The sequence below is a fragment of the Kribbella ginsengisoli genome (assembly GCF_039537185.1).
Lineage (GTDB): Bacteria > Actinomycetota > Actinomycetes > Propionibacteriales > Kribbellaceae > Kribbella > Kribbella koreensis.
Genome location: NZ_BAABAA010000015.1, coordinates 80,092 through 97,592, shown reverse-complemented (window position 1 = coordinate 97,592; position 17,501 = coordinate 80,092). Strand labels below are relative to the sequence as shown.

Annotated in this window: 16 protein-coding genes; 8 read left to right on the top strand and 8 right to left on the bottom strand. The window is 66.7% G+C overall.

Annotation, left to right across the window (positions count from 1 at the left end):
- Positions 1-137: 137 nt before the first annotated feature.
- The 6 genes from ABD768_RS36465 to ABD768_RS36440 all read right to left on the bottom strand — a co-directional run bounded on the left by ABD768_RS36465 (position 138) and on the right by ABD768_RS36440 (position 6,132).
- Positions 138-1,145 carry a YihY/virulence factor BrkB family protein gene (locus ABD768_RS36465; RefSeq protein ID WP_343983856.1) on the bottom strand — a complete coding sequence of 336 codons (1,008 nt, stop codon included), beginning with the start codon at positions 1,143-1,145 and terminating at the stop codon, positions 138-140.
- Between the two features lie 30 nt (positions 1,146-1,175).
- Positions 1,176-1,463, bottom strand: a complete 288-nt coding sequence (locus ABD768_RS36460; protein ID WP_343983461.1) for a YiaA/YiaB family inner membrane protein — start codon at positions 1,461-1,463, stop codon at positions 1,176-1,178.
- An 83-nt stretch (positions 1,464-1,546) separates the two neighbouring features.
- A complete protein-coding gene (locus ABD768_RS36455) occupies positions 1,547-2,770 on the bottom strand; it encodes an alkaline phosphatase (RefSeq protein ID WP_344848577.1) in 1,224 nt (407 codons plus the stop codon).
- A 56-nt stretch (positions 2,771-2,826) separates the two neighbouring features.
- Positions 2,827-3,816, bottom strand: a complete 990-nt coding sequence (locus tag ABD768_RS36450) for an SdiA-regulated/phytase-like domain-containing protein (protein WP_344848574.1) — start codon at positions 3,814-3,816, stop codon at positions 2,827-2,829.
- A 197-nt stretch (positions 3,817-4,013) separates the two neighbouring features.
- Positions 4,014-4,400: a beta-class carbonic anhydrase gene (locus ABD768_RS36445; RefSeq protein ID WP_343983451.1), complete on the bottom strand. Its 387-nt coding sequence runs from the start codon at positions 4,398-4,400 to the stop codon at positions 4,014-4,016.
- A 28-nt stretch (positions 4,401-4,428) separates the two neighbouring features.
- Positions 4,429-6,132, bottom strand: coding sequence for a metallophosphoesterase (locus tag ABD768_RS36440; protein ID WP_344848569.1), 1,704 nt, complete (start codon positions 6,130-6,132; stop codon positions 4,429-4,431).
- Positions 6,133-6,223: 91 nt separating this feature from the next.
- Between ABD768_RS36440 and ABD768_RS36435 the strand changes: the two genes are divergently transcribed.
- Both ABD768_RS36435 and ABD768_RS36430 read left to right on the top strand, forming a co-directional pair.
- The gene (locus tag ABD768_RS36435) at positions 6,224-7,114 is read left to right on the top strand and encodes an ABC transporter permease (RefSeq protein ID WP_343983445.1); all 891 of its coding nucleotides are present in this window, start codon (positions 6,224-6,226) and stop codon (positions 7,112-7,114) included.
- The gene (locus ABD768_RS36430; protein ID WP_344848566.1) at positions 7,107-7,868 is read left to right on the top strand and encodes an ABC transporter ATP-binding protein; all 762 of its coding nucleotides are present in this window, start codon (positions 7,107-7,109) and stop codon (positions 7,866-7,868) included. The genes ABD768_RS36435 and ABD768_RS36430 overlap by 8 nt, the downstream gene beginning before the upstream one ends.
- A 50-nt stretch (positions 7,869-7,918) precedes the next feature.
- Here the strand turns inward: ABD768_RS36430 and ABD768_RS36425 are convergent, their stop codons facing one another.
- Positions 7,919-8,953 carry a glycosyltransferase family 2 protein gene (locus ABD768_RS36425; protein WP_343983440.1) on the bottom strand — a complete coding sequence of 345 codons (1,035 nt, stop codon included), beginning with the start codon at positions 8,951-8,953 and terminating at the stop codon, positions 7,919-7,921.
- A gap of 7 nt (positions 8,954-8,960) precedes the next feature.
- Positions 8,961-10,358, bottom strand: coding sequence for an LCP family protein (locus ABD768_RS36420; RefSeq protein WP_344848562.1), 1,398 nt, complete (start codon positions 10,356-10,358; stop codon positions 8,961-8,963).
- A gap of 406 nt (positions 10,359-10,764) precedes the next feature.
- Between ABD768_RS36420 and ABD768_RS36415 the strand changes: the two genes are divergently transcribed.
- The 6 genes from ABD768_RS36415 to ABD768_RS36390 all read left to right on the top strand — a co-directional run bounded on the left by ABD768_RS36415 (position 10,765) and on the right by ABD768_RS36390 (position 17,499).
- Positions 10,765-11,631 carry a S1 family peptidase gene (locus tag ABD768_RS36415; RefSeq protein ID WP_344848559.1) on the top strand — a complete coding sequence of 289 codons (867 nt, stop codon included), beginning with the start codon at positions 10,765-10,767 and terminating at the stop codon, positions 11,629-11,631.
- A gap of 499 nt (positions 11,632-12,130) precedes the next feature.
- Positions 12,131-12,721 (top strand): nucleotidyltransferase family protein, encoded by a 591-nt coding sequence (locus ABD768_RS36410; RefSeq protein WP_343983431.1) that lies wholly within the window; start codon positions 12,131-12,133, stop codon positions 12,719-12,721.
- Positions 12,721-13,122: a hypothetical protein gene (locus tag ABD768_RS36405; RefSeq protein ID WP_344848555.1), complete on the top strand. Its 402-nt coding sequence runs from the start codon at positions 12,721-12,723 to the stop codon at positions 13,120-13,122. Before ABD768_RS36410 ends, ABD768_RS36405 begins: the two co-directional genes overlap by 1 nt.
- A gap of 252 nt (positions 13,123-13,374) precedes the next feature.
- Entirely contained in the window at positions 13,375-15,390 is a 2,016-nt protein-coding gene (locus ABD768_RS36400) for a spermine/spermidine synthase domain-containing protein (protein ID WP_344848552.1), read from the top strand.
- Entirely contained in the window at positions 15,383-16,279 is an 897-nt protein-coding gene (locus ABD768_RS36395) for a phosphotransferase family protein (protein ID WP_344848550.1), read from the top strand. The genes ABD768_RS36400 and ABD768_RS36395 overlap by 8 nt, the downstream gene beginning before the upstream one ends.
- Before the next feature lie 113 nt (positions 16,280-16,392).
- Positions 16,393-17,499, top strand: a complete 1,107-nt coding sequence (locus tag ABD768_RS36390; protein WP_344848545.1) for a ricin-type beta-trefoil lectin domain protein — start codon at positions 16,393-16,395, stop codon at positions 17,497-17,499.
- The last annotated feature ends 2 nt before the right edge of the window (positions 17,500-17,501 follow it).

The window sequence follows — 17,501 nt, the reverse complement described above, 5'->3', positions numbered from 1 at the left end:
GGGAGGATTTTCCTGGTGATCGAGGAGCCTTTTCGCCCGCATCGGGGGCAGGATCCTCCCCAACCTCCATCGCCGGGGCTCCCGGCAGCCGGGCGGCCGCTCGGTGCTTGACGCTCGAAGCTTGGCGTGTGGGGGAGTCAGTCGGCTGAGGGGTCGGGGTTGTGGGGTGGGTCTACGTCGGGGTGGTTGAAGGTGACGTCGATTGTTTCCGTTGATTTGTGGCGTTGCGCCTGGGCGTACATCGCGTATGCCCGGTGATCGGCCGGGGTCAGGTTGACGGCCGAGTCCGTGAAGAGCGCAAGGAGGGAGCGCGGGTACAGGCGATGGACGATGACCGAGTTGAGTTCGGCGCCGATGACGGCGATGACGGATGCCGCGTAGATGAGGCCGATCAGGCCGAGGGTCAGGGCGAAGACGCTGTTCACCTCGCTGGCCTTGGCGAGGACGTCGTCGACGTAGATGCCGCCGAGGCGTTCGAGCAGGTGCCAGCCGACTGCGGTGAAGAACGCCCCGGGAACGATCTGGCGGAGCGGCGGCCGCGGCCGGGCGCCGGGGCGCAGTACCAGCGTCAGCATGGCTGTCAGGACCAGGACCGAGCCGATCGAGACCAGCCACCCCATGCCTTCCGCGACACCGCCCGGAAGCGGCGCCTTGCCTGAGGCCAGCACGGTGAGCGTCGCGAAACTGAGTACCGTCAGACCGGCCAGCGCGAGCAGCGCGCCGGACCGGAGCCGCCCGCGGAACGGATCTGGCCGGCCGTTGCGGGGAACTCCCCACGTCACGTTGACAGCGTTCTGTACTGCCTGCCCGAGCCCGATGATGCCGTACAGCGCCGCCAGCGTTCCGACGACTACCGCCGCCGTACTCCCCTGCAGCCCCTGCGGCGTCGCCAACTGAGTCCCCACGATCGGGAACTCCTTGAGCGCCGACTGCAACACGGCGTGCTGCAGATCCTCGTTCCCCTGCAGCACGAACCCGAGCACCGACGACGAGATCAGCAGCATCGGGAAGATCGCCGCGAACGCGTAGTACGTGACGATCACCGCGAGATAACTGCCCTGGTCATCGAAGAACTTGTAGATCACAGCCAACGGAAACCCCAGCACGCGCCGCTTCCGCTGCACGGAATCGACCCGCCCCGCCATCCCATTCACCCCCCAACGGTACGGCCCCGGTCAGGCATCGACCTTGAAGGGGTCGTGTTCGGAGAGCAGCTTGTCGAGGCGGGCCTGGTCCACCCGGTTGGTGACTTCCGACAGCTCCTGGCGGTCGCGGACCACCTTGCAGAGCGTGACGGTCGACGTGACGAGGTACAGGAGGCCGAGGGCCAGGAAGGCGCGGATCCAGCCGGCGGCGGGGAGGTACACGATGGCGATCGTCATGGCGGTCATCGAGAGGGCGAACGAGAGGATCGCCTGGAGGTAGAACGCTGAGGTCTGCGAGGGCTGGATCGGTTTCGTCATGCGCTTATCGTCGGCGCGGGCGTGGGGCCGGCGCATGAGAGGAACTACTCAAGGCGACGGCTGCCGACCTGGCCCGCCCGTCGTCACAAGCCGGCGGCGGCTCGCATCGCGTAGTACACCTCGGTGTTGTCCTGGACCCGGCCCAAGCGATCCGAGCCCGGTCCGCTCGCGGTCAATGGAGTGTCGGAGCCGCTGTGGCTGTTGGTGGTCCAGTCGACGGTGAAGCGCAGTTTCGAGCCGGGAATCGGGAACGGGCCGTCCTGGCGGGGATCCTTCTCGTCGCTGTCGTAGTTCTCGATGCTCAGACCGCCCGTCTCGTGATCGCCGTTGATGATCACCAGCGTGTCCGGATGAGTGGCGACGAAGCGCATCACCTCGGCGACCGTACTGTCGAGCGCACGGCCCGCGTCGATCACTCCATGGGCGTTGTTCTCGTGCGACAGCCCGTCGATGCCCTCCTCCTCCAGGAAGAGGAAGAAGCCGCGCGGGTTCTGCGACAGCACATCCAGCGCCTTACGCGCCATCAGCTGCAACGGCACCCGCGGCGCATAACGGCCGACGCCATCCGGCCCGTAGTCGACCATGTCCTCGTTCGCGAACAGCCCAAGGAGCCGGTCCGAGCGAGAGTTGCGCAGCTCGGTGGCGTTGCGGACGTACGTGTACCCCGTACGCTGCGCCTTCTCGACCAGATTGCCGTACGGGCTGCGGCTCTCCTCCTCACCAGGCTTGTCTGGCCACAGCCCGGGGTTGCCTTTCGGGTACCACCAGTCCTCGCCACCCCCGAGCAGCACGTCCGGCCGGCTGTTCTCGATGTACTGCCTGGCGATGTCACTCTGCAGATCACGACTCGGCACATGCGCCGCGAACGCCGCCGGCGACGCGCCGGTCACCTGGGCCGTGGTGACCAGCCCAGTCGACTTCCCGGCCCGCTTCGCCCGCTCCAGGACCGTCTCGACCGGGCGGCCCTTGGAGTCCATACCGACCACGCCGTTGCGGGTCTTGTGCCCGGTCGCCAGCGCTGTCGCCGAGGCCGCCGAGTCGGTCACGATCTCTTCCGGGTCCTCCGAGGTGGTGCGCACGAGTCCGGCGACGGGCAGCTTGTTGAGCTCCAGTTCGCCGTACCGGCCCTTGAGCGCGAGCCGGATCAGGTCGCGCTGTCCGAGCCCCATGCCATCGCCCTGGATGTAGATGATGTTCTTCGCGATCCGGTGACTCGTTGCCTCCGGCCCCTTCGGCGTCCGCCCGACGGCCATCGCCGTACTTCCGCCGAGTACCGTCAACGCCACCACCACGGCCAGACCGCGCATATCGTCTCCCAGCTAGATGTGATCAGAACTTGCCGATGGGCACTACGGCATCGGTATTACGTACAGGGCAGCGACCCGGTACGCAGGGCATGGCCGCCGTCGTTGCCGTCGTCGGCCCAGACGGTCTGTTTGCGTCCCGAAGTACAGGTCGACGGCGGTGCGATCGCGAAGCCCTCGTTGTTGTAGTCGGGCATTTGGGCCGGCCTGTCGTAGGTTTTGGCGACGGTGAACTTGCCGGCCGTGATCGACAGCGTCGCGCTGCGCCCTTGGCAGGTGTCGTCGCAGGTCGACCACAGCAGGCCGGTCTCCGGGTCGAACTCGAGATCCATGATCGCCGGGAATCCGCCCGGGAAGGTTGCTACCCGGGTGAACGATCCGCCGGACCGGTTCAGCGCGTAGGCGTAGACCGTGCCGTTGTCCTCGAGCCCGACGAAGTACAGGCCGGTGCCGTGGTTGGGGTAGGAGCTGGGGTTGTAGGCGGCCTTCGTACGCTCGTCCCGGAAGCCTTTCGCGGTGAGGAACGCGTCCGGGATCCACGAGATCGCCTCGGGACCGCTGTTGGCGTCGACTTCGGGCAGATCGTCGGTGAGGTCCCACTCGGCGGTCGCGTTGAGCGACTTGGCGGTGGACTTCGGGTCGTACCGGAGTACCTTCGCGAGGCTGGTGTCGCTGTCGTCGCCGTCGCGTTCGGTTGCCACCAGCAACCCGTCCGGCGTACGCACTACCCCTTCGGCGTCGGGATCGCCGCTGCCGTCGCGGTAGTTCAGCGTCCGGCCGCCGACCGAGTCGGGCTTCCAGAGGGCGCCGTCGCGGACGAGCCGGTACAACGTACCGGGCCCGTTCTTCGCCGCCCACAAGACGTCCGGGCTCTCGAAGGAGAGGCCGCTGAGATTCTCACCGAACACATTCTTGCCGTCGGCAACGGATACTGCGGACCCACCGGGCCAGGCGGACCGGCTCGCGGCGCCGGACGGCGCGGACACCAGGGATGAGATCAGCACCGCGACAACTGCGGTGGAGATGGCGGTACGACGAAACGGGGACATGTCGCGCTCCTTCCGGCCTACGGGGGCGGGGCTCGGTGAACAGCAACGAAACTATTAGGAAACTTTACTAACAGAATCTGACTGTAGCGATCCGGCCTTCGGGTGGCAACCGTCTGGGCGGTGCGGATCCGCTGTGCGCGGACATAAGAAACCCAGGTCACCGAAGCGACCTGGGCTCTTGGGGCGTGCTGGAGGTCTTAGTTCTTGACCTCGCGGAGGCGGCCGGTCTCCACCTCGTAGACGAAGCCGCGGACCGAGTCCTTGACGGGGATGAAGGGGTCGGCGGCGATGCGCTGGAGGGACTGGCGGACGTCTTCGTCGAGGTCCGGGAAGGCTTCGGCGGACCAGTCGGGCTTGAGGCCGGTCTCGGCCTGGATGCTCGCCTTGAACTCGTCGTCGGTGAAGGTGAGCATGCCGCAGTCGGTGTGATGGATCAGGATGATTTCCTTGGTGCCGAGCAGGCGCTGGCTGATCGCCAGGCTGCGGCGTTCGTCGGCGGTGATCACCCCGCCGGCGTTGCGGATGACGTGCGCGTCGCCCTCACTCAGCCCGAGCAGGCCGTACGGGTTGAGGCGGGCATCCATGCAGCGGGCGTTGGAGTTGGCGTGGGTGTTAGAGGACGGCGGTGGTGGGGTTGCGTTTGCGGGGGACTGAGATGGGGGGTTCGATCAGGGAGGTGTGGAGGGTGCCCCGGGTGGGGATCAGCCACGGGGTTTCCGGGGGCGCGTCGGGGGCGGCTTTCCAGTTGTGGCAGACCTTGGGGACCTTCAGCGGATAGATGGTGAGGTCGCCGTTGCGGGAGATGTGGAGACGGAGGAAGCCTTTGTAGTCCTCGATGCTCTGGCCGGCGAAGAGTTCGTTCACGTTGAAGCCGAATCTGCCGGCGATGAGGAGGTACGCGGCGACCAGTTCGGCGTCGATGAAGCCGACGACGACAGGGGTCAGCACGAGGGTGACGAGGACTGTTATCCAGTCGGCCGCGGATTGGCTCAACCGGTACAGGACGGCGGCCCAGGCGACCATCAACGCCAAGTGGGCCAGGGAATGCAGGAAGCCGGCAACCCCGGCGGCGAGACCGCTGCGTTTGAGGCCGAAGCGGGCGAAGAGGACTCCGGCGAAGATCGTGAACACCACACCGAAGAAGGCCGGAGTCCAAGCAGCCATCTCCGCGAAGATGCCGTGCGGCGAGTCAGCAAGGCCGAACTGGACCAGCACGGCGAGGACCGTTTGCAGCCCGGCAGTGAGCCCCCAGAAGCCGGGATTGCGGAAGGGAAGCTTGTAGATCCCCTTCGCCAACCGCGCGGACTCACGGGCCGTCGGGTACGACGCAACCTTGTCGAACGTCGCCACCTCATTGACATCAGCGACCCGGGAAACCTTCGGCGGCAGAGTCAGCGACGCAGGCAGCAGGTGAGTCGCCGAGAGGAACGCCCCTCCCCCGCCGCTGGTGATCCGTTGACCGCTCCCGTCGCGTTCGGCGTACCGGACGTAGTGGTGCGAATCCCCCGACAGCATCACCCGCGTCACCCCACCCAGCGGCTGGATGATCTCGCGATCGAAGAAGCGGATCGTGTCGTACTCATGCGTGTCCTCACCCGCCCCCGCATGCACCCACGCGGGCGTCGGCGTACACAGGATCACCCCGTCACCAGCTTGCATCCCAGCCAGCGCGGCCCGGAAGTACGCGAGCTGAGGCGCATCGATGTACCCACCGAACTGGGTGTCGATGGCAACGAGCCACCAGTGCTGCGGGAGCTCGATCGCGAAGTAGCTGCGCCCCTGCTCCGTCTTCCACCCACCGACAGCACGCTGCTGGGCAAAGACGCGCAGGAAGGCGGTCAACCCGTCGTACCAGTCATGGTTGCCCGGCAACGCAAACAGCGTCGGCGGATCGACGGGATCCGGCAGCGCAGCGCCGTACGGACCCTTCGTCCGATCCTCGTACGCCGTGGACGACCCCGCCGGATAAACCTCATCGCCGCCCATCACCAGCAGCGACGCGCGCGGCAGCCGCAACCCGTCGACCGGCTCCAGTTCGGGGGCGGCCAGCAACGACGCGACGGAGTACGTCGCGTCGAACCCGTCCCCCAGATCGGCGACGAAGTCGAACCACAGCTCGTCGGTACCGTGCTGGTAGAAGTCCGCGGGCAAGGAGCTCTGCAGCTCGCGCTTGTCGGCGTACGCGCCGAAAATGCCTGACAGGACAGCCTTGACGCCGATGCTGCCGAGCACCGACGGCAGCAGCCAGCGCACTGGGCCACGGATGCGGAATCCGAGTTCTTCCTCGGAAAGATCAGAAGGGCGGCTCTGCTTCACCCGCCTACGCTACGGCGCAACCGGGCGCACCGCGACAGCTACCGGCCCGCCGATGTGAACGTCGACGGCAGGGGCAGCTAGATTGGCCCGCATGTCTAACGCGGCCGGGCCGGCCGAGACCGTCGACCTGGCGGCACTGGCAGAGCGACATGGCCTGACCAGAAGCTCCGCCAGACCACCACTCGGCGGCTACCTGCGGGAACTCTGGGGACGCCGGCAGTTCATCGTCAGCTACGCGCGGGCGCGCACCTACGCCCTGTACGCCGGTGCGCGCCTCGGCTCCGTCTGGCAAGTACTCACGCCGCTGATGAACGCCGCCGTCTACTACCTGGCGTTCGGCGTCCTGCTCGGCACCAAGAACGGCATCCACAACTACGCCGCGTTCCTGATCTGCGGGATGTTCGTCTTCACCTACACGCAGCGCTCGATGACCGAGGGGTCGCGATCGCTCGCCCTCAACATGTCGCTGATCCGCACCCTGCACTTCCCGCGGGCGACCCTGCCCCTGGCGTACGTGGTGAACGAGCTCAACCAGATGCTGGTCTCGATGGCCATCCTGTTCGCGTTCGTCGGGCTGACCGACGGGCCGAGCCTGCGGTGGCTGATGGTGGTACCGGCGCTGGCGATGCAGACGATGTTCAACCTGGGGATGACGCTGATCTTCGCCCGGATCGGGACCTTCGTGTCCGACATCAGCCAGCTCCTGCCGTTCGTGACCCGGACCTGGTTGTACGCCTCGGGCATCTTCTTCTCGATCCCCGACAAGCTCCGCGCGCTGGACGCGCCGGGCTGGGTGATCCAGGTGCTGTCGCTGAACCCGATCTCGGCCTACATCGATCTGGTACGCCGATCGCTGCTGCGCGAGCACGCGCGCAACGAGCTCCCGCACGCGTGGTCGATCGCGGCCGTGTGGGCGGTCGTCGTACTGGTCGGCGGGTTCGTGTTCTTCTGGCGGGCCGAGGATCGGTACGGCCGTGGCTGAGCAGATTCCGACCGTCATCGCCGACGACGTCAACATCATCTACAAGGTGATCGCCGGGCAGGGTGGCAAGGGGACGGCGGCGACCGCGTTCCGGCGGATCCTGAAGCGGCAGGACCGGCCGACGATCCGTGAGGTGCACGCGGTCAAGGACGTCACGTTCACGGCGTACAAGGGCGACGCGATCGGCGTGATCGGGCGCAACGGGTCCGGCAAGTCGACGCTGCTGCGCGCGATCGCCGGGCTGCTGCCGCCCGCGTCGGGCGCGATCTACACCGGCGGCCAGCCGTCGTTGCTCGGCGTCAACGCGGCGATGATGAACGACCTGACCGGCGACCGCAACGTCGTCCTCGGCTGCCTGGCGATGGGCATGTCACCGGCCGAGATCGCCGCCCGGTACGACGAGATCGTCGAGTTCTCCGGCATCGGCGAGTTCATCGACCTGCCGATGTCGACGTACTCCTCCGGCATGGCCGCCCGCCTCAAATTCGCGATCGCCTCCGCCAAGACCCACGACATCCTGCTCGTCGACGAGGCTCTCGCGACCGGTGACGCCGAGTTCCGCATCCGCTCCGAACAGAAGATCAAAGACCTCCGCTCCGAGGCCGGCACGGTCTTCCTCGTCAGCCACAGCCTCGACGTAGTCCTGGACACCTGCAACCGGGCCCTCTGGCTCGACAAGGGCGTCCTCCGCATGGACGGCAACGTCAAGGAAGTAGTAGCCGCCTACACCCGAGAAGCAACCGCAGCCCGGTAGCTCCCCCGCCCAGCGGACGAGCTACCGGCACTACGAGGAGCTATCCGGTACTACGCGGAGGCCGGTGCGCCGGGCGCGGTGGCAGGCGGGGCGGGGCGTTCTTGGAGGCCGATGAGGAAGCCCAGGCCCCAGGAGATGTGCATGGTGGCGCAGATCAGAGGGAGCCAGAAGAGGGCTTTCCAGGGGAGGTAGCGGCCTTCCATGGCTGAGCCGAAGATCAGGAGGAGGGCGTAGCCGAGCGGGGCCAGGAAGCCCAGGTCGAGGATGGCGGAGCCGGTGGCCAGACCGATGATGCCCAGGATGGTGCCCAGTGCGAGCAGGACAACAGCGACGGGCGGGGCGAGGTACCGCTTGTTGGCGGTCTCCGGGTGGCGGCGGATGACCTCGCGGCGCCACTGGCCGGTGTGGAAGAACTGCTTGGCGACGTCCTTGAGGGACGAGCGCGGGCGGTACGTCACCGACAGGTCCGGGCTGAACCAGATCAGCCCGCCGGTCTTGCGGATGCGGTAGTTGAGCTCCCAGTCCTGCGCCCGGTGCATCGACTCGTCGAAGCCGCCCACCCGCTCCAGCGCTTCACGCCGGAAGACACCCAGGTACACGGTGTCCGCAGGGCCTGCCTTGCCGCCCTGGTGGAAGGTGGACGCGCCAAGACCGAGCCGCGACCGGTAAGCGCACGCGACAGCCATCTCGATCGGTGTACGCCCCTCGGCCGCCATCACGCCGCCCACGTTGTCGGCGCCGCTCTCGTGCAGCACCTCCACCGCCCGGGTGATGTAGCCCTGGGTCAGTACGCCGTGCCCGTCGACCCGTACGACGATGTCGTGCCGGGCGTGCGCGATCCCCGTGTTGAGTCCGGCCGGCGTCTTGCCGGTCGGGTTCGCGACGATCGTGATCCGCTTGTCGGCCTCGGCCAGCCGCGCGGCGATCGCCTGGGTTCTGTCCTTGCTCGGACCGATCGCGAGCACCACCTCGAGCTCGCCGGGGTACTCCTGGTCGAGTACGCGGCCTACTGCCTCTTCGAGGTGGCGTTCCTCGTTCAGCACCGGCATCACGACGGAGACGGGGGGCCAGGAAGACAAGGACATGTTCAGGTCAGGCCTTACAGATCGAAGCGACGTCATCGACGTCGTTACCGGGTTTGGACGGGGTACTGCTGCTCTTGCCGGGCTTGACCGGCGTAGTCGCCTTCTTGGTGGTGCTGTTACTCGGTGCGTTCGTCTTCTTACCGTCTCCGTCATCGGACGACTTGTCCAGCGCTTCGGACTTTCCGATCGCCTCGGCCACCTTGGTCTTGATCAGCGCGAAGTCGGGATTGCCGGTCTTGATCAGCGGCGGGACCGCGGAGAAGCTTGACACCGGCAGCTTCTTCGCGTCCAGCGCCAGGTCCGTGAAGGTACCGAGGTCACCAGCGGGGATATCCGTGTTGACCACCTTCTTGCTCGCCTTGGCGATGCCCTGGAACTTGGTCAGCACGGTCGTCGGCGAGAGCTGGTTCAGCATCGCCGTCATCACGCACTTCTGCCGGGTCATCCGCTCGTAGTCTGTCGCACCGGCCCTCGACCGCGCGAACCAGAGGGCGTGATAGCCGTCCAGGTGCTGGTTGGCGCCCGGCTCGATGTACCCCTTGATCGGCCCGCCGATGCCACCGATCGGCACCCGCTTGCCGACGTCGAGGGTGATCCCGCCGACCGCGTTGAGCAGGTCGCGGAAGCCGGCCAGGTCGATCAGTACGTGGTAGTTGACCTTCAGCCCGGTGATCGCCTCGACGGCCTGCTTGGTGCCGGTGACGCCCGGATTCGGGTCGCCGGGGAACAGGGCCGGGTGCTCGGCGGAGTACGTGTAGACGCCGTTGAGCAGGCAGTTCTCGGCGCAGTCGGTCCAGTGGAAGCCGTCCGGGAACTTCTTGTTCAGCGCCGTACCGGCCGGGAACGGCACCCGGGCCATGTTGCGCGGCAGGCCGATCAGCACGGTACGACCCGTGTTCGCGTCGATGGAGGCCAGCGTGATGCTGTCCGGCCGGGTGCCGATCCGGTCCGCGCCCGAATCGCCGCCGAGGAGAAGGACGTTGTACCGGCCCTTGTCCGCCTCGGACTTCTTGCCGTTGCCGAACACCGACGCCACGAAGTCGCGCTGGGTCGAGACGATCGTGCTGCCCCAGATCAGCACACTCATCACCAAGACGATCAGTACGCCGTCGATGATGCTGGTGGTGAGCCGGTGGTTGCGCTCCAGCGTGAGCGGCCGGCCGAGCCGGTACGCGTCGACGAACAGCGCCGCCCAGCCGATCGCGAGCAGGATCAGCAGGATCTGGATGAACCGCAGCGTCTTCGGCGAGACCATCAGGTTGATCGCCCCGGCCCGCCAGATCAGCGACAGCACGATGACGAAGATCACCAGCGCGACGATCCCGGCCAGCACCCGCCAAGCCCACCGGCCCGCCTTCTTGCTGCCGGCCGCGATCTGCGCGGATCCGGGCAGCAGCAAGGTCATCAGCAGCAATGTGAGCGCCCGTTTGAAACGTACCGGCTCACTGAGACTGCGCAGGTCTGGCTTCTCCTGCGGCATAGATCCTTCCGTTCTCCCGTGGCATGACGACTCCACCTTCTCAGGCGCGACGCCTTGCCTCCTGTTCCCCACTCCCATTCGGTACGACGTACCGGGTGGTGCCGTGGTTCGAGCCGGGCGGATCCGGAGACGAAGGGTAACAGCCCGTTTACCGGGTGCAGACACCGACATGGCCGCAGGTTTACCCCTGAAGTACGGCCTGACGGGAACTTTTCATCCATATGTGATGGCCCCGACCGGGGTGCATCGGATACGAAGAGTCCTGGGCCGACTACGGCCTGCTCGCGCCGCCCCCGACCGCGAGCACACTAGTGAGGACAGGAAACCGCCCATGAGACTGTTCCGTACCCTTGCCGCGACCACCGTCGCGCTCAGCGCCGCGCTGCTCGGCAGCAGCCAGGCACTCGCCGTCGAGGTCTCACCACAGGCCTCCGGACCGGCCGTCGCCGCCGCACCTGGCACCGACTACACCGGGATCGCGGCACTCAGCAACTGCTCCGGTTCACTCGTCCGGTACGCCGGGTCGCTGTCGACCGATCCCGCGCTGATCCTCACCAACGGTCACTGCTACGAAGGCGGCATGCCCAGCCCCGGCCAGGTGATCGTCAACCGGTCCTCCACCCGCTCGTTCACCCTGCTCCGCCCGAGCTCGAGCAACGCCGGTACGGTCCGCGCCAACCGGGTCCTGTACTCGACGATGACCAAGACCGACATCACCCTGTACCGGCTGACCGAGACGTACGCCGCGATCAAGTCCCGGCTGAACGTCGACCCGCTGACCCTGGCCCAGGCCGCTCCCGCGAACGGCGCCGGCATGGCCGTCGTCTCCGGGTACTGGAAGCGCATCTACACCTGCTCCGTGCAAGCCACCATCCCCGAACTGCGGGAAGGCGGCTGGGTCTTCAAGAGCTCGATCAAGTACCTCCAGCCCGGCTGCGAGACCATCGGCGGCACTTCCGGCTCCCCGATCGTCAGCACCTCCACCGGCGAGGTCATCGGCGTCAACAACACCGGCAACGAAGACGGCGAACGCTGCACCCTGAACAACCCCTGCGAGGTCGACGCCAACGGCAACATCACCGTCGACCAGGGCGCCGCCTACGGCCAGCAGACCTGGTGGCTCTACACCTGCCTGACCGCCACCCGCACCCTCGACCTGAACAAGTCCGGCTGCCTGCTGGCTCGCCCCACCCGCTGACCCGACTGACAGACCCACCGGCGACCACCTAGCTTGCGCGGGTGGTCGCCGGTGCACGTGTACCCCCACCCGCACTCGCCTAGCGGGTAGACAACTGGAGGTTCCATCGGCGGACTCGCGCTTTCCCGAATAGCCGCCACCGCAGCCACCCCAGGCGACGTGATTCCGTCCGACTAGGCCTCCGTCCGTTGCCGGATCTCCGGTATTGAGCTGACCTCTCGCTTGGAGGCTAGGAACGCAATGCCGCAATCAGGCACACAGTGGCCTGGATCGTCTGTCGGGTCCCGGTTCATGAGATGACCGCCGAGCCTGGGGCAGATCGGAACGTCCTGGTCGGCCGGACCGAAATGCGAGGCTGTCGGGTGGGTCGTTCATGCCGACCCACCGCAGCGGCAGGGTCGCGGCATCAGAGAGACTGCTCACGGATTTCACCTGATCCATGACCGGCACAGCAGTCATATGATTGGCACAGCAATCATATGACTGGTACTTTGGTCACATGTTCTTCAATGAGCCGTTCGGTGGCGTCATCCCCGGAGCGAGTGGCGCGGTGCTCGCGGTTTTGCTGCGCACCGACACCCCGCTGACGGGGCGGCAGATCCACGGGCTACTCAGCGACGACTACGGTCTGTGGGCCGTACAACAAGCCCTGAAGTCGCTGACCAAGCTCGGTGTGGTGGAGACGCAGACGATAGGGCGGGCAAACGTGCACACCATCAACGAGGAGCATGCCTCTGTGGCTCCGCTGCGGACTCTGCTGGACCCACTGGCGGCTCTCCGGGAAGCGGTCAGCGCGGTGATCGACGCAGATGTGCAGGCGGTGCTCATCTTCGGATCGCTCGCCCGCGGCGAGGCAACACCGGACAGTGATATCGACCTGGCCGTCATCGCATCATCCGCCTGGGACCACCGTGCAGAGCTTGAGGACATCGTCCGTACGCGTCTCGGCAACGGTTGCGACGTCCTCGTCCTGACCGAGGCCGATTTCCATCGACTGGCCGCTTCGGGAGAGCCGGTCGTCAGCGACATACTCCGTGACGGCGTCGCGCTGATCGGCACCAAGCCGCGAGTCCAGCATGGAGCTGCGTGATGGCGACGGCCGAGCAGCGCAACCACGCCAAGAGCTTCCTCAAGAAAGCGGAGGAGTATCTCGCCTCAGCCGAAGCCAATCTCGCCGCCGAGCGATACACCCCGGCCGCCGGCGACGCGATCCACGCCGGAATCAGCGCGAAGGATGCGATCGTCACCGCGCTCACCGGTTCAACAAGCAAGGGAAAGGACCACGCCGCCGCTGCCAGGGAACTCCGGCAGTCGCTGGCCAAGCGGGCCGAGGCCGCCGCGGGCGAGAAGGCGCTGCGCGAATTGGTCGCGGCCAAAGGTGACGTCGAGTACGGGACAGACCTGGTGACCGCGATCAAGGCCGAGCCCCTGATCCGCCGAGCCCGCACGCTGGTGGACCTAGCCATCGAGATCGTGCGTCTCGGACGCTGACAGACCGGCATGGGGCCAATACCCATGCCATAACGAGTCGGATACCCACCCCGCTCCAGCCCAAGGGTTCGGGCGGGCTCAAGACGCTCGTGCGCGATGCGGGTACGGGTGGGTGGTTTGTGCGGTTGGCGGCTGGAAAGTGGGATCAGGGTGATGTAGACCACTCTGGATCCGGTATGGTCGCCGCCCATGGCAGTCGACTCGTCTACACCCGGTCAGGTCAGTACGCCCCGGTGGCACAGTCCGCTCTCGGTGAAGCCTCGGCTTGTGCTGTCCAGCGCGCTGATGCTGTTCCTCGAGCTTGCGTTGATTCGCTGGACCGGGTCCAACGTGGTGCACCTCAGTTACTTCTCGAACTTCGTGTTGCTGGGGTCGTTCCTCGGGATCGGGGTCGGCATCCTGCGGTCCGGCAAGGCCAAGCGGCTGCCGTACTACTCGCCGATCATGCTCGGGCTGCTGGTCGCGGTGATCGCGTGGAAGCCGGTGACGGTCAACCGGGGTAGTTCGTCGAGCGTCATCTACTTCACCAGCCTGAGCACGAGTGGGCCGCCGACGTACGTGATCCTGCCGATCATCTTCGTCGCGGCCGCGGTCGTGCTGGCCGGGCCGGCCGAGTTGGTGGGTCGGTGCTTCGCCGACCTGCCGCGGCTGACGGCGTACCGGTTCGATCTGATCGGGAGCCTGATCGGGATCGTCGCGTTCACGGGGCTGTCGTTCCTGGGGGCGCCGCCGATCTGGTGGGGGCTGATCGTCACCGTCGTGTTCCTGGCGCTGATGGTTCCGCAGCAGAAGGTGACCGCGACCGCGCTGAGCGCCGTACTGGTCGCCGCGCCGCTGCTGGTGATGGTCGGTGTGTTGTTCCACGAGTCGACGCGGCCGGAGAACAGCTGGTCGCCGTACTACAAGGTGCAGACGTCCGGATTCGACTGGCAGGGCGTACCGCTGCTGACGATCACGGTCAACGGCGTACCGCACCAGCAGGCGATCCCCGCCGACGCGCGGCTGCAGTGGGAGCCGCAGTACGGGCTCCCGTACGAGCGTGCGGCCGTCGGCAAGGCGCCCAAGAACGTGCTGATCATCGGCGCCGGCTCGGGTTCCGACGTCGCGATCGCGCTGAAGAAGGGCGCGGAGCACGTCGACGCGGTCGAGATCGACCCGCGGATCCGCGACATCGGCAAGGCGCGGCACCCAGATCACCCGTACCAGGACCCGCGCGTCACGTCGTACATCAACGACGGCCGCGCGTACCTGTCCGGGACCGACAAGAAGTACGACCTGATCCTGCTGGCCCTGCCGGACTCGCTGACGCTGGTGAACGGCGCGAGCTCGCTGCGGCTGGAGAGCTACCTGTTCACGCAGCAGGCCTTCGAGAGCGCGAAGAAGCATCTGGCTCCGGGCGGCGCGTTCGCGATGTACAACTACTACCGCGAGACCTGGCTGATCGACCGGCTCGCGCTCACGGCCGAGAAGGCGTTCGGCCACAAGCCGTGCGTGGACAAGGTCGGCGACGATCTGCAGCAGGCCGTCGTGACGGTCGGTCTGACCGAGGCCGACCAGACCTGCGGCGACAAGCCGTGGGCCGGGCCGAGCGCGATCACGCCGCCGCCGGCCACCGACAACCGGCCGTTCCTGTACCTGTTCACCGACCGGATTCCGTCGCTGTACCTGGTGACGCTGGGCCTGGTACTGGTCGCCGGGCTGATCGGCGTCGGGATCGCCGGCGGCGGTTCGTCGTACCGGCGGATGCGGCCGTACACGGACCTGTTCCTGCTCGGCGCCGGCTTCATGTTGCTGGAGACGAAGAGCATCACCGGGTTCGCGCTGCTGTTCGGTACTACGTGGGTGGTCAACGCGATCGTCTTCGCCGGCGTACTGATCGCCGTCCTGGCCGCTGTCGAAGTGACCCGGCGGTTCAAGACACCACCGGTGAAGATCATGTACGCCGTACTGGGCGCAGGCCTACTCCTGAGCTGGATCTTCCCGGACAGCTGGCTGCTCTCGATGCCCGTCGGACTGCGTGCGCTGGTCGCCGTGGTGATCGCGTTCACCCCGATCTTCGCCGCGAACGTCATCTTCGCCAAGCGCTTCACCGACACCGAGGACGGCACCGCGAGCTTCGGCGCCAACCTGCTCGGCGCCATGCTCGGCGGCTGCCTCGAGTACGCGGCCCTGATCATCGGCTTCGACGGCCTGCTGATCATCGCCGCCCTGCTCTACGCCGGCGCGTTCCTCCTCCGGCCCAAGGGATCATCCGTCGTCAATGCCTGACCCACTCCGTTGGGTCGAAGGACTCACCGGAGGTACGGTCACCCGCGCAGAACGTCTGCGCGGGGGCTGGACGTCCGAGATGCGGCGGGTCGAGGTCGACCTGCCGCACGGGTCCCAGACCTTCGTACTACGCACCTTCGTCGACGAGTTCTTCGTCAAGCACGCGCACGGGCTGCTGACCCGCGAGGCCAAGGTCCTCGACCAACTGGCCGACACTGACGTACCCGCGGCTGCCTGCGTCGGAGTCGACGCGGACGCCTTGTACTGCGATCAGCCGTCACTGCTGATGACGCTGCTACCAGGCGTAGTGCACGTGGAGGAGGCAGGAGCCGCCGACCGAACCCATGAATTGGCGCGGCAACTCGCCGCGATCCATCGGGTCAAACCCGCAGAGCGGCCACGCGAGTACCAGCCGTGGACGGCGCCCGATCGTGTTCGGGTGCCATCAGCAACCGGACGGCCGGGCGTCTGGGCGGATGCTGTCGACTACTTGCGGCGGGAGCCGCCGGAGTACGAAGGCGCCTTCCTGCACAGGGATTTCCACCCCGGGAACGTGTTGTTCGACGACGGCCGGATCAGCGGTGTAGTCGATTGGGTGGAGACCTCGTGGGGGCCGGCCGATCTCGACGTCGCCCACTGCTCGACCGCGCTCGCGTTGCTCCACGGAGTCGAGGCCGGCCGCGAGTTCAGCAGCCTGTACGCCGCCGCGGGTGGGCGCGACCTGGCGAGGGCCGACGACCACCGCTACTGGCTGTTGCTGGATGCCCTCGCGTTCGCGCCGGATGCGGAGAAGGTCGCCGAACCGTGGCGCGATCTCGGGCGGATCGACCTGACACCCGAGTTTCTCCAGGACCGCCTTGAGCTCTATCTGGCGTCCATACTCGCTTAGCTTAACGATTAACGTGCGGAGAACTGCTCACGTCTAGACAGCGTGGGCAGTTTTGCGCATGATCTTCTCGAGCGCTCCCCGAAGTTCGCCCCACTTCGTCTGGAGGTTGCGAGATGAGAATTCGTCGCTTCGCCCTGCCCATCGTCGCTGTGCTGGGTCTGTTGGCAGCTCTGCTGCCGGCCGGCCCGGCCGCGGCGGTCGGGGTCACGCCGGGCACGTATGTGAACTACACCTTCGATGCCGCGTCGCTGACGCAGGCCGAGTTCCGGATGACGATTCAGCAGGCGCCCGGTCGCGCCAACGTGTACTGGTCGAACCAGTTCCAGTTCACCGGCGGCGACGTCGGCGGCTACACCGGCATGCAGACACATCGCGACGGCGGTGGGATGTTCCTGTACTCGCTGTGGAACTCGACCGACTGGAAGGCCGGGTCGACCGGCACGTACTGCATCAAGTTCTCCGAGGACGGGTCGGGCGGTAGTTGCCGTCTCGACCAGGCACCGACTCCTGGGCACACGTATGCCTTCACCGTCGCCAGTGAAGGCAGTGGCTGGTACGGCGTGACCGTGCGGGACCTGACTGCCGGCACCTCGTTCAAGCTGGGCAGTCTGCAGACAGGTGCGGGCAACACGATCAGTACGTCGGGCATGGTCAGCTGGACCGAGTACTTCGACTGGAACAACAACAGCGCGACCTGTGCCGACGAGCCCTACTCCAAGCTCTCCATGGCGCTACCGACGTCCCCTACCGCGACAGCGCACTTCACCGGCAACTCGGAGAGCAGTGGATGCGCCGCTGACAGCCAGGTGACGGTGAGCGGCAGTACCGCAGTACAGGAGAACGGGATCGGCAACTCGTCGTCAGGTGATGTTCGGGGCAGCGGTGGTTGCCTGGACGTCTCCGGAGGCGGTAGTGCCAACGGTACGGCGATCCTGCTGTACACCTGCACCGGCGGGAACAACCAGAACTGGGTGCACTCGGAGGACGGCTCCATCCGCGCACTGTTCAGCTGCCTGGACGCCAGTGCTACCCAGCCTGGCGCAGTGATCCTCTACGGCTGCCATGGCGGAGCAAACCAGTCCTGGTCCGCACAGGCCGACGGGACGCTCCGCAACGGGTCATCCGGCCTCTGCCTGACAGCACCGGCTAGTAGTGGCAACGCAGTACAGGCGACAACCTGCACCGGTGCAGCGAACCAGCGCTGGACACTGCCGCAGTGAGC

Coding starts and splice junctions, on each gene's coding strand:
- ABD768_RS36450 (WP_344848574.1), bottom strand. CDS start 3,816: ATGTCCCCGTTTCGTCGTACCGCCATCTCCACCGCAGTTGTCGCGGTG.
- ABD768_RS36410 (WP_343983431.1), top strand. CDS start 12,131: ATGTTCTTCAATGAGCCGTTCGGTGGCGTCATCCCCGGAGCGAGTGGC.
- ABD768_RS36455 (WP_344848577.1), bottom strand. CDS start 2,770: ATGCGCGGTCTGGCCGTGGTGGTGGCGTTGACGGTACTCGGCGGAAGT.
- ABD768_RS36390 (WP_344848545.1), top strand. CDS start 16,393: ATGAGAATTCGTCGCTTCGCCCTGCCCATCGTCGCTGTGCTGGGTCTG.
- ABD768_RS36415 (WP_344848559.1), top strand. CDS start 10,765: ATGAGACTGTTCCGTACCCTTGCCGCGACCACCGTCGCGCTCAGCGCC.
- ABD768_RS36425 (WP_343983440.1), bottom strand. CDS start 8,953: ATGTCCTTGTCTTCCTGGCCCCCCGTCTCCGTCGTGATGCCGGTGCTG.
- ABD768_RS36435 (WP_343983445.1), top strand. CDS start 6,224: ATGTCTAACGCGGCCGGGCCGGCCGAGACCGTCGACCTGGCGGCACTG.
- ABD768_RS36420 (WP_344848562.1), bottom strand. CDS start 10,358: ATGACCTTGCTGCTGCCCGGATCCGCGCAGATCGCGGCCGGCAGCAAG.
- ABD768_RS36465 (WP_343983856.1), bottom strand. CDS start 1,145: ATGGCGGGGCGGGTCGATTCCGTGCAGCGGAAGCGGCGCGTGCTGGGG.
- ABD768_RS36445 (WP_343983451.1), bottom strand. CDS start 4,400: ATGGATGCCCGCCTCAACCCGTACGGCCTGCTCGGGCTGAGTGAGGGC.
- ABD768_RS36405 (WP_344848555.1), top strand. CDS start 12,721: ATGGCGACGGCCGAGCAGCGCAACCACGCCAAGAGCTTCCTCAAGAAA.
- ABD768_RS36395 (WP_344848550.1), top strand. CDS start 15,383: ATGCCTGACCCACTCCGTTGGGTCGAAGGACTCACCGGAGGTACGGTC.
- ABD768_RS36460 (WP_343983461.1), bottom strand. CDS start 1,463: ATGACGAAACCGATCCAGCCCTCGCAGACCTCAGCGTTCTACCTCCAG.